Source organism: Porticoccus sp. (assembly GCF_041592135.1).
In the GTDB taxonomy this organism is placed as follows: Bacteria; Pseudomonadota; Gammaproteobacteria; order Pseudomonadales; family Porticoccaceae; genus Porticoccus.
Genome location: NZ_JBFHQR010000082.1, coordinates 1 through 10,239 on the forward strand (window position 1 = coordinate 1; position 10,239 = coordinate 10,239).

10 protein-coding genes are annotated in these 10,239 nt (G+C 58.6%); 1 reads left to right on the forward strand and 9 read right to left on the reverse strand.

Going from position 1 to position 10,239, the window contains the following annotated elements; genetic code table 11:
- Positions 1-36: 36 nt before the first annotated feature.
- The 5 genes from ABY948_RS08295 to murJ form a co-directional block, all read right to left on the reverse strand.
- Complete coding sequence (locus ABY948_RS08295) at positions 37-486, reverse strand: FKBP-type peptidyl-prolyl cis-trans isomerase (RefSeq protein ID WP_461482069.1); 450 nt, start codon at positions 484-486, stop codon at positions 37-39.
- Positions 487-496: 10 nt separating this feature from the next.
- Positions 497-1,054: a signal peptidase II gene (lspA, locus tag ABY948_RS08300; protein WP_461482061.1), complete on the reverse strand. Its 558-nt coding sequence runs from the start codon at positions 1,052-1,054 to the stop codon at positions 497-499.
- Positions 1,017-3,824 carry an isoleucine--tRNA ligase gene (ileS, locus tag ABY948_RS08305; protein ID WP_461482062.1) on the reverse strand — a complete coding sequence of 936 codons (2,808 nt, stop codon included), beginning with the start codon at positions 3,822-3,824 and terminating at the stop codon, positions 1,017-1,019. The genes lspA and ileS overlap by 38 nt, the downstream gene beginning before the upstream one ends.
- Positions 3,821-4,810, reverse strand: coding sequence for a bifunctional riboflavin kinase/FAD synthetase (ribF, locus tag ABY948_RS08310; RefSeq protein ID WP_461482063.1), 990 nt, complete (start codon positions 4,808-4,810; stop codon positions 3,821-3,823). Before ribF ends, ileS begins: the two co-directional genes overlap by 4 nt.
- Before the next feature lie 133 nt (positions 4,811-4,943).
- A complete protein-coding gene (murJ, locus tag ABY948_RS08315) occupies positions 4,944-6,500 on the reverse strand; it encodes a murein biosynthesis integral membrane protein MurJ (RefSeq protein ID WP_461482070.1) in 1,557 nt (518 codons plus the stop codon).
- 340 nt (positions 6,501-6,840) lie between these two features.
- On the opposite strand from murJ, the gene rpsT reads away from it, so the two are divergent.
- A complete protein-coding gene (gene rpsT / locus ABY948_RS08320; RefSeq protein ID WP_461482064.1) occupies positions 6,841-7,110 on the forward strand; it encodes a 30S ribosomal protein S20 in 270 nt (89 codons plus the stop codon).
- A gap of 68 nt (positions 7,111-7,178) precedes the next feature.
- Here the strand turns inward: rpsT and ABY948_RS08325 are convergent, their stop codons facing one another.
- From ABY948_RS08325 to ABY948_RS08340, 4 genes are all read right to left on the reverse strand, one after another.
- Positions 7,179-8,639, reverse strand: a complete 1,461-nt coding sequence (locus ABY948_RS08325; protein WP_461482065.1) for a RimK family protein — start codon at positions 8,637-8,639, stop codon at positions 7,179-7,181.
- A gap of 18 nt (positions 8,640-8,657) precedes the next feature.
- On the reverse strand, positions 8,658-8,963 hold the full coding sequence (locus ABY948_RS08330) for an MgtC/SapB family protein (RefSeq protein WP_461482066.1): 306 nt from the start codon (positions 8,961-8,963) through the stop codon (positions 8,658-8,660).
- Positions 8,960-9,121 (reverse strand): hypothetical protein, encoded by a 162-nt coding sequence (locus ABY948_RS08335; protein ID WP_461482067.1) that lies wholly within the window; start codon positions 9,119-9,121, stop codon positions 8,960-8,962. Before ABY948_RS08335 ends, ABY948_RS08330 begins: the two co-directional genes overlap by 4 nt.
- A gap of 9 nt (positions 9,122-9,130) precedes the next feature.
- Positions 9,131-10,239 (reverse strand): phosphoenolpyruvate--protein phosphotransferase (locus ABY948_RS08340; RefSeq protein ID WP_461482068.1); only part of this gene is annotated, 1,109 nt, incomplete at its 5' end.

The window sequence follows — 10,239 nt, forward strand, 5'->3', positions numbered from 1 at the left end:
CACAAAAACCCCGGGGATTGGCGAGCCGGATTTCCATCAATGGGTCACCGCTGCTGCAACATCGAGAATTTTCACCGCGAAAGTGATGGTGTGGCCCGCCAGGGGATGGTTAAAGTCCACCAGCACCACATCACCTTCCACTTCGGCGACGACGCCGGGCAGTTCCGCCTGGCTGGCGTCGGCGAAGGACAGCATCAGCCCCGGAGCAAGGTCGAGATCTGCGGCAAAGTCCTTCCTGGAAAAACGCTGGATGTTACTGGGGTTATGGGCGCCAAATCCCTGCTCTGGCAGGATACTGAACATGCCCTCTTCCCCTGCCATCAGTCCGAACAGCGCCTCCTCAAAACCAGGCAACAGGTTGCCATCACCCACAACGAACGTGGCCGGCTGGCTATCGAAATTCGAATCCACCTCGGCACCATCCTCCAGGGAAAGGGAGAAATGCAGTGTCACCTTGGTATTTGGCCCAATTGCCAAGCGGGAGATATCCGATAACTCACTCATTGTTTGCCTCCTCTTTCTTCACGCCTCCGGCGAACAGGCTCTCTACAACCAACAACACCGCACCAAGCGTAATGGCCGAATCCGCCAAATTGAATGCCGGCCAGTGCCGGCCATGATAGTACAAATCAATAAAATCAATCACATGCCCCAGGATTGCGCGATCCCACAGGTTGCCCACAGCCCCCCCCAGGATGAGCGAGAGGGCAAGCGACAACAACCGCTGGGACGGCGCCAAGCGGGCTATCCAGACGACAATAACCAGACTGACCGCAATGCCAATGAGCGCAAACAGCCAGCGCTGCCAGCCGCCCGCATCGCTGAGAAAGCTGAATGCGGCACCCGGATTGTGTACCAGTGTCAGGTTCAGGAAGGGCAGCAGCTGAACTGTTTCAGCATAGTGCAACGCCGATGAAACCCACAGCTTGCTGAGCTGATCCAGGATCACCACCAGCACTGCCAGCACATACCAGCGGGCGAGGAGCCAATTCGGCTTGGCCATCGACACGGGGGCGTCAGGCGAACAGGCGCCGCTCACCGGCACCCGCGACATTTTCGACACAGCGCCCACACAGCTCCGGGTGATCGGCAAAAGTGCCCACCTCGGCACGATGGTGCCAACAACGCACACACTTGGCATGGGAGGTTTTTTGCACATCGAGCAGCAGACCGTCCAGCTCGGTCGCTTCGGCGCCAGCAGCCTCATTCAGGGGCAGCACAGCGGCTTCCGAGGTGATCAGGACAAAACGCAGCTCATCACCCAGTTTCGCCAGCGCACTGTAGAGATTGCCATCGGCATACAGGGTCACTTCTGCCTCCAGGGTTTTCTGAATACCCACCTCTTTTTTGCTCTCCAGTACTTTATTGACCGCATTGCGGGCCTTGGCGATCAGCACCCAGTCCGCATCCGGAATAACCCCTTCCGCCACCGCGGGAATGGGCCACCACTCCGCCAGGAACACCGAGGTACAGCGCTCCCCGGGAATAAACGGCCAGATTTCATCCGCGGTAAAACTCATGATCGGGGCAATCCAGCGCACAAAGGCCTCGGCGATCTGGTAAATCGCCGACTGAGCCGAGCGCCGCGCCAGGGAGTCTTCCTGGCAGGTGTACTGGCGGTCCTTGATGATATTCAGGTAAAAGCCGCCCATATCGGTCACGCAGAAATTGTGCAGCTTCTGGTAGATATGGTGGAACTGGTAGCCCTCGTAGGCGGCGACAATCTCCGCCTGCAACTGGGCCGCACGCCCCACCGCCCAGCGATCCAGGGCCAACATGTCTTCAACGGGGACCAGATCCCTGGCCGGGTCAAAACCATTCAGATTAGAAAGGAGAAAACGGGCGGTATTGCGAATACGGCGGTAGGAGTCTGCGGTGCGCTTGAGAATCTCATCGGAGACGCTCATCTCGCCACTGAAATCCGTGGCGGCCACCCAGAGGCGGAGCACATCGGCGCCGAGATCATTGACCACCTGCTGGGGTGACATCACATTGCCCAGGGATTTGGACATCTTGCGACCGTCGGCATCCACGGTAAAACCGTGGGTCAGTACCGCCCTGTAGGGTGCGTTGCCCTTGATGGCAATGGCCGTCTTCAGTGAAGACTGGAACCAGCCGCGATGCTGGTCGGAACCCTCCAGGTACAAGTCCGCCGGATAGCTCAGCTGTTCACGGGCATCGAGCACTGCCGAATGGGTCACACCGGAATCGAACCAGACGTCCAGGGTATCGGTCACCTTGCTGTAATTGTCCGCATCGGCGCCCAACAGCTCGCTGGCGTCCAGGTCGTACCAGCTATCGATGCCCTGCTCCTCGACCCGCTGGGCGACAGCTTCAATCAGCTCCGCAGTGTTCGGGTGAATCTCTCCGCTCTCTTTGTGCACGAACAGCGCGATGGGTACACCCCAGGTGCGCTGCCGGGAAATACACCAGTCGGGACTATTCTCGAGCATCGCCTCGATGCGCGCCTGCCCCCAACCCGGGTGCCAGGTCACGCCTTTGACCGCGGCTTTCGCTTTATCCAGCAACCCATTCTGGTGCATGCCGATAAACCACTGGGGGGTTGCCCGATAGATCAGCGGGGTCTTGGTCCGCCAGCAGTGGGCATAGCTGTGGGTAATTTTGCCGCAGGAGAGCAACTTGCCCCGCCCCTGCAACAACTCGACAACTTTCTCATCCACCTTGTAAACGTGTTCACCGGCAAAGGTTTCGACTGTGTCGCGGAAGTAACCGTTGTCATCGATATAGTTGAGGGTGCCAATTCCATATTTGCCCCCCACCACAAAGTCATCCATACCGTGATCCGGCGCCGTGTGGACACAGCCGGTACCGGCCTCGGTGGTGACATGCTCGCCCAGCAACACCGGCACCTGGCGGTCGTAAAAGGGATGCTGCAACAACAGTCCTTCAAAGCGTTCGCCTTTGGCGCGGCCCACCACCTGATAATCCTCAACCCCCCAACGGGTCATCACCGAGGACAGCAGCTCTTCTGCAAGCAGGTAGCGACCGAGCCCATTACCGGCATTGCACTGCACCAGCACATAGTCCAGCTCCGGATGGATGCTGACGGCCTGGTTTGAGGGCAGCGTCCAGGGGGTCGTGGTCCAGATGGCGACCGCTATTTCACCTTCGCCCGCTACCGCACCCATCGCCTTGGTAAAGGCATCGACATCCACCACCGGGAAGGCCACATCGATAGAGAATGAAGTCTTGTCCTGGTATTCGACTTCCGCTTCCGCGAGGGCGGAGGCGCCGACCACGCTCCAGTACACCGGCTTGAAGCCCCGCACCAGGTGACCGTTTGCAATGATTTTGCCCAGGGCGCGGATGATGTTGGCTTCAAAGCGAAAATCCATGGTCAGGTAGGGATTGTCCCAGTCCCCCAACACCCCGAGGCGGACAAAATCCTTCATCTGCCCATCCACCTGGCGGCGGGCATACTCCCGGCATTTCTGCCGGAAGGTGCGATAATCCACCTTCACCCCGGCCTTGCCGATTTTCTTCTCCACCTGGTGTTCGATCGGCAGTCCGTGGCAGTCCCAGCCCGGCACATAGGGCGCGTCATAACCGCTCAGGGTACGGGATTTGACCACAATATCCTTCAGCACCTTGTTGACGGAATGGCCAATATGAATGTCGCCGTTGGCGTAGGGCGGACCATCGTGGAGGATAAATTTGTTGCGGCCACGACGCTCTTCTCGCACCTTCTGATAGAGGCCGGCATCCTGCCAGGCCTTCAACATGGCAGGCTCACGCTGGGCCAGGTTGGCTTTCATGGGAAAGTCGGTGAACGGGAGATTGAGGGTCGTTTTATAGTCAGTCATCTTTTACCAGCATCAAATTGGCGCCCGGCAAAGTACTGTCGGGCCACGGCAATATCGTTATGAATTTGTTTTACCATCTGTTCAAGTGAATCGAACTTGCGCTCCTCTCGAACCTTCTGTTTAAACGCCACGTGAATCCTGAGGCCGTAAAGGGGCTCGTCATAATCCAGCAAATGGACTTCCAGCACCGGCTTGACCAGGTCCCCCACCGTCGGGCGCACCCCCACGTTGGCGATACCGGGCCGGGGCATTTGATCGATCAGTACCTCGACCACGTACACCCCACTCAAGGGTGCCCGGTAGCGGTTGAGTTGCACATTGGCAGTGGGTATACCCAACTGCCTGCCGAGCCGCTGACCGTACACGACCCGCCCGGTGATTTGGTAGGGCCGCCCCAACAGGGCTTCCACCAGGGCAAAATCGCCGGCTTCAAGCGCCAGGCGAATGCGTGTGCTGCTGATGCGCTCACCGGCATATTCCAGGGTGTGGGTATCGATCACCTCAAAACCCTGCACCGCCCCCACCTGTTGCAACAACTGGTAATTGCCGCTGCGATCGTGGCCAAAGCGAAAATCATCGCCCACCACCAGACAGCGCACCGCGAGCCCGTCCAGCAACACCTGATCGATAAACTGGCGGGCTGACAGGCTGCGCAGCAGCCGATTGAACTGCAGGCACAGCACCCGATCCACGCCCTCGTCCAGGAGGGCTTCCACTTTCTCCCGCAGGCGCATCAACCGGGCTGGCGCCTGCTCACCGGAAAAAAATTCCTGGGGCTGGGGCTCGAAGATTATCGCCACCGAAGGCAGCTGAAATTCAGCAGCCTTGTCCCGCAGTTGTTGCAGAATCGCCCGGTGGCCCCGGTGTACCCCATCAAACGAGCCGATAGTGGCCACACAGCCCCGGTGTTCCGGTCGGAGATTGCGCAACCCGCGTATAAACTGTCTCTTTATCCCGGTCACTGGTCCCCGGCCACAGGCGCTCATACCTGAAAAAACGAAGGCGGGAGTATAACCCAGCCGAAAAGGTGAAAACAGGCGCAGTCTCCGGGGCCCGTCACTTTTGTGGTGGGCCGCATTTATCCCCACGGGGGCACGACCGAAAGCCGACCGCCTTTACCTAGCGGTGGCGCAAATGTGACAGGCGCAGCCCGCCCAGCAGCAGACAGACGCCGTACACCAGTGCCCCCGTACTGCAGACCAGGGCCAACCTGCCCACCCGCTGCCACCAGGCCCACAAGGGCCAGTCCTGCATGTAGTGAAGAAAAACCACCAGCACCAGCGCCATCATCCCTGAAGCCAACACCAGAACAAGTAAAAAGCGCACCCAACCGGGTTCGGGGCGATAGATCTTCAGGCGGCGCAAGCCCCTGTGCAGCAACACTGCATTCAACATTGCCGAAATGGCCGTCGCCAGGGCCAATCCCATATGTCCTATCCCCCAGTAGAGATGCAGGGGCACGGCAAACACCAGGTTCAATACCATATTGCTCACCAGGGCGATAACACCAATTTTCACCGGCGTCTTCATGTCCTGACGGGCGAAATAGCCCGGCGCCAACACCTTGATCAACATGAAGGCCACCAGTCCGCAGGCATAGGCCCGCAGACTCAGGGCCGCCATGGTCATATCGCGGGCGGTGATCACCTCGCCGTAGTAGAACAGTGACAACAGGATCGGCTCGGCCAATATCACCAGCGCGACGGCGGCGGGAACGGCAACCAGCAAAATCATCCGCAGTGCCCAGTCCAGGGTGCGGCTGAACACCTCCGGGGTCTGGGCCGCGTGCTGGCGGGACAGACTCGGCAGGATCACCGTGGCGATGGCCACACCGAACACTCCGAGCGGCAGTTCGGACAAACGATCTGAATAATACAGCCAGGAAATGCTGCCGGTGGGTAGAAACGAGGCGATCACCGTATCCAGCAACAGATTGATCTGGCTGACCGACACCCCAAAAATGGCCGGCGCCATCAACCGCAAAATGCGCCTGACACCGCTATCGCGCCAGTCCATCCGGGGGTGCGGCACCATGTGAATACGCGCCAGGAACGGCAGTTGAAATAGCAGCTGCACCACACCGGCAGCCAACACCCCCCAGGCCAGGGCGTAAACCGGCATATCGAACCAGGGGGCGGCGACCAGCGCCGCGGCAATCAGGGTGATGTTCAGCCATACCGGGGTGAAGGCCGGCACGGCAAAGCGGTCGTAACTGTTGAGGATGGCGCCGGCCAACCCGGTCAGGGAGATCAGCAACAGGTAGGGGAAAGTAATCCGCAGCATATCACTGGCAGCGGCAAATTTATCCGGGTAGTCGAGCCAGAAACCAAAGGCAAACAACCCGGTAACCAAGGGTGAAGCCAGCACCACCACCAGTGTCAGGGCAATCAGCGCCGAGCCCAAAACCCCGGCGACACTATCCAGCAGAGCCTTGACCGCCGCCTGGCTGCCTTTTTCGCGGTATTCGGCCAGCACCGGCACGAATGCCTGGGAGAAGGCCCCTTCGGCAAACAGACGGCGAAAGAAATTGGGTATTTTAAAGGCCACGAAAAAGGCGTCGGCCAGAGCGTCGGCACCGATCACCCGAGCGAACACCATGTCGCGGATCAACCCCAGAATCCGGGACAGCATGGTCATACTGCCGACCACGCCGCTGGAGCGCAGCAGACCCCGCATCGGTTTGGCGGGTGGCAGCGGCCCTGCCGAAACCGGCGCGCCGACAACAGGGGATTCCTGAGCCTGAGATGAGTGGTCTGTGTCCTGCTGCTGCAAAATGGTTCCGCCCTGGCCGCCAACCCCGTGAAAGGGCAAATCATAGTGACTTTATACGGCCGAGGGTAGCGAGATACCCCTATCTCTCCGCCTGTCCCCCTATCAATTAGGGTATCGGTCAACAGCGGAGGCGGTGCGGACCACCGGGCAGTGTTTTTATGCTGAGGTTAGGTTGATCTGCTGGGACAAAAGCTGTATATTCCCGCGCCTTGAATTCAGACTCATTTTTGAGAGGAGCACACAGGTGGCTAACTCACCCCAAGCACGCAAACGCGCGAAACAAAACGAAAAGCGTCGCCAGCACAACGCCAGCCTGCGTTCCATGGTACGCACTTACATTAAGAAAACTTATGCGGCCATCGCCACAGGCGAACTGGAAGCGGCACAGGCGGCATTTACTGCAGCGGTACCGGTTATTGACCGCATGGCGGACAAAGGCATTCTCCATAAGAACAAGGCTGCCCGTCACAAAAGCCGCCTCAATGCGCATCTGAAAGAGCTGGCTGCCGGCTAATTACAATCTGCATTAAAAAACCGGCCAGTCGCCGGTTTTTTAATGTCTGGCTGTCGATCAGCTTCCGTCTAGCGGCCTTTCAACTCCAGGCGACGGGCCATCTCAGTCATCACCAACATATACAGCTCATCACCCAGGTAGGCATCTTCGACCTTGTAGTCGATGTTCGGGTTGTCGTTGATCTCGATGACGAAGGCTTGCCTGCCCTGCTGTTTGATATCCACACCGTAAAGACCGCTGCCGATCACCTTGGCTGCCCGCAGGGCGGCATCCAGCACTTCCCTGGGCACCTCATAGGTGGGCAGCGTTTCAAAGCCCCCGGAGCTGAAGCGTTTGCTGTTGTGGTTGTAGATTTGCCAGTGGTTGCGGGCCATGTAATAGCGACACGCGTAGAGAGGGCGGTTGTTGAAGACGCCGATGCGCCAGTCGTAATCGGTATACAGGTACTCCTGCACCAGCACCAGGGCGGTGGTTTTCAACAGCTCATCCAGGTGCGATGCCAATTCCTCCCGATTATTGGCCTTGAAAACGCCCTTGGAAAAGGACCCCTCCGGCACCTTCAGCACCACGGGGTAGCCAAACTCCTTCTCCACCATGTCCAGATCCTCGGGATCATGGGTGGACAGCACGGCGGTTTTCAGTGAGGGCACCCCTTTGTAGGTAAAGGCATCCTGTAAAAACACCTTGTTGCAGCAGCGCAGAATGGAGGTGGGGTCATCAATCACCACCATGCCCTCGATTTCCGCCTTGCGGGCAAAACGAAAGGTGTGGTGGTCAATGGCGGTGGTTTCGCGGATGAACAGCCCGTCGTACTCCTCCAGGCGGTGATAATCCCTGGCGGTAATCAGTTCCGCGTTGATATTGCATTTTGCGGCAGCCTTCACAAACCGGTTCAAGGCCTCCTTGTTGCTGGGGGGCAGCACCTCGGCGGGGTCCACCAGGATGCCCAATTCCCAGCGGTAGGCCTTCTTCTTCTTCGGGCTCTGCCAGCGTTTCTCGTTGAATTTGAGCAGTGCCTGAATGAATTTGGGGCGCTCTGTCCTGGGCAGCTTTCCCAGTGAAATGGGGCTGATGCTTTTCACCTGCCAGCCACCCTCCCAGAACAGCACCACTTTCAGCATCGGCACCGGATACACGGAGAACAATCGCTGACCGAATTTGCTAAAGCCGGCATCGGATGCCACCCCGAAATTCACATAGAACGTCTTGCGCTCTCCCTCCTGCCCCGGGTTGGAGCCAGAGAGCAACAGCTCACCGGTAATGCGGGACATATAGAGCAGCTTGCTGCGCAGGTCGTTAATCGTGTTCACCGATGGCAGCACCCGGTGCCCCCGTGCTTCGGCCAACAGCGAACAGTAATAGCCGCGGCTCAGATATTTTTCACTGTCGCAGAGGTTGATCAGGCTGAGCGTCTTCTCGCCCTTTTTGGGGTGATCTTCAAGGTATTGCTCAAAGGTAATAACGCGGTCGTCTACACCCACTCCCTGGATATCAGCCAGGTTATCGACTACCAGCAAAAGATTCGACATGGTTTGTTTCCGAATAAATTAGCGGTCAGAAAAAGTGTTCCGGTCATCCCGCCCGCGCCGCCCCAGGTACCTGGCATGCACGCCGCGACTGAATGCCAGGGTGTGCTCTTCCAGCAGATCCACACCGTAAAGAATAGCAATATTGATAAGAGACAACTTGATGGAGGCGAGCACCCAGATGGTGGCGGCGGATGTCACACCCAGTACGACACCATCCCGAGCCAGCATAACCCCCGCGCCGAGAACGCCGATGCCGGTAATAACCTGCCCGATCACCCGGGAGGGATCTGTATGCTGGTTGCTGATCAGCAGGGCCGTGGTCATGAATACGAGGTGCCCAGGGTGATCAGCGCAGAGGTGTGAATGCCCACCGGCTTGCCGCGCAGTTGCCGCTCCAGGCCGATAATGGCATCGCAAAACACCGCTGTGACGATGGCCGGCCAGTCAAACGGGGAAATTGAGAACAAGCTGTGGATGTCCATGTGTTCCCGCTAACTGAAAAGATCCTGCAACCCCAATGATTCGAGTTCCTCCCGCACCAACTTGCGAATGGCGGCGGGATAGGAACAACCAAATGCCTGCTTTGTTATTTTCTCGGCGGTAGTCAATGGCAGGCTGCGAATCAGCCACTTCACCTGCGGTAGCTTGGCGGCACTCATGCTCAGGGTGCGCATCCCCATGCCGAGCAATAGCACCACCGCCACCGGATCGGACGCCATCTCGCCACACAGGCTGACCGGTAGGTTATGCGCCGCAGCCAATTGAATGATGCGTCGGATCTCCATCAGCACCGCCGGATGCACGTGGTCGTACCGCCCCGAGACCCGGGGGTTATCGCGGTCCAGCGCCAGCAGATACTGGCTCAGGTCATTGGAGCCAATGGAAAGGAAGTCCAGTTTATCCGCCCAGAAGGGTATCTGGGAAATCGCCGCCGGCACTTCGACCATGATGCCGAGCTTGGGGCGCACTATTTCATACCCCTCCGCCTCCAGCTGGCTCATGGCATCGTCGAACAGCTCGGCAAAATCGTCCAGCTCACTGGTGGAACTCACCATTGGCAGCAGAATACGCAATCCGTCGCTGCTCCCCGCGGCCCGGATCATGGCCCGCACCTGGGTCATCAACAACTGGCTGTTGTCCAGGGTAAACCGCACCCCCCGCCAGCCCAGCGCGGGGTTCTCTTCGTTATCGACCGGAAAATACGGCAGGGGCTTGTCGCCGCCGATATCCAGTGTGCGCATGTACACCGGCTTGCCCCGATAGGCCTCCAGCACCTGGCGGTACACGCCAACCTGTTCTTCCTCTGAAGGAAAACTGTCGTGCACCATAAAGGGAATTTCGGTGCGATACAGACCCACGCCCTCTGAGCCGCTGAACAACCCCGGGGTAATGTCGGCCAGCAACCCGGTATTGGTATAGAGGGTGACAACGGTGCCATCCGGGGTAACGGAAGGCAATTCCCGCAGCCGTTCCAACTGCTTCATCAGGGAGCGGCGATCATTGGCCAGTTTCTGGTACTCGGCCAGCACCATGTCACTGGGTGACAGGGTCACCTGGCCATTGTTGCCGTCGACAATAATACTGGCGTTATCCACCAGGC

Bases quoted from the DNA above. Each gene is read 5' to 3' on its own strand.
- ileS (WP_461482062.1), bottom strand. From the start codon at position 3,824: ATGACTGACTATAAAACGACCCTCAATCTCCCGTTCACCGACTTTCCC.
- murJ (WP_461482070.1), bottom strand. From the start codon at position 6,500: ATGCGGGGTCTGCTGCGCTCCAGCGGCGTGGTCGGCAGTATGACCATG.
- ribF (WP_461482063.1), bottom strand. From the start codon at position 4,810: ATGAGCGCCTGTGGCCGGGGACCAGTGACCGGGATAAAGAGACAGTTT.
- ABY948_RS08325 (WP_461482065.1), bottom strand. From the start codon at position 8,639: ATGTCGAATCTTTTGCTGGTAGTCGATAACCTGGCTGATATCCAGGGA.
- ABY948_RS08335 (WP_461482067.1), bottom strand. From the start codon at position 9,121: ATGGACATCCACAGCTTGTTCTCAATTTCCCCGTTTGACTGGCCGGCC.
- ABY948_RS08330 (WP_461482066.1), bottom strand. From the start codon at position 8,963: ATGACCACGGCCCTGCTGATCAGCAACCAGCATACAGATCCCTCCCGG.
- lspA (WP_461482061.1), bottom strand. From the start codon at position 1,054: ATGTCGCGGGTGCCGGTGAGCGGCGCCTGTTCGCCTGACGCCCCCGTG.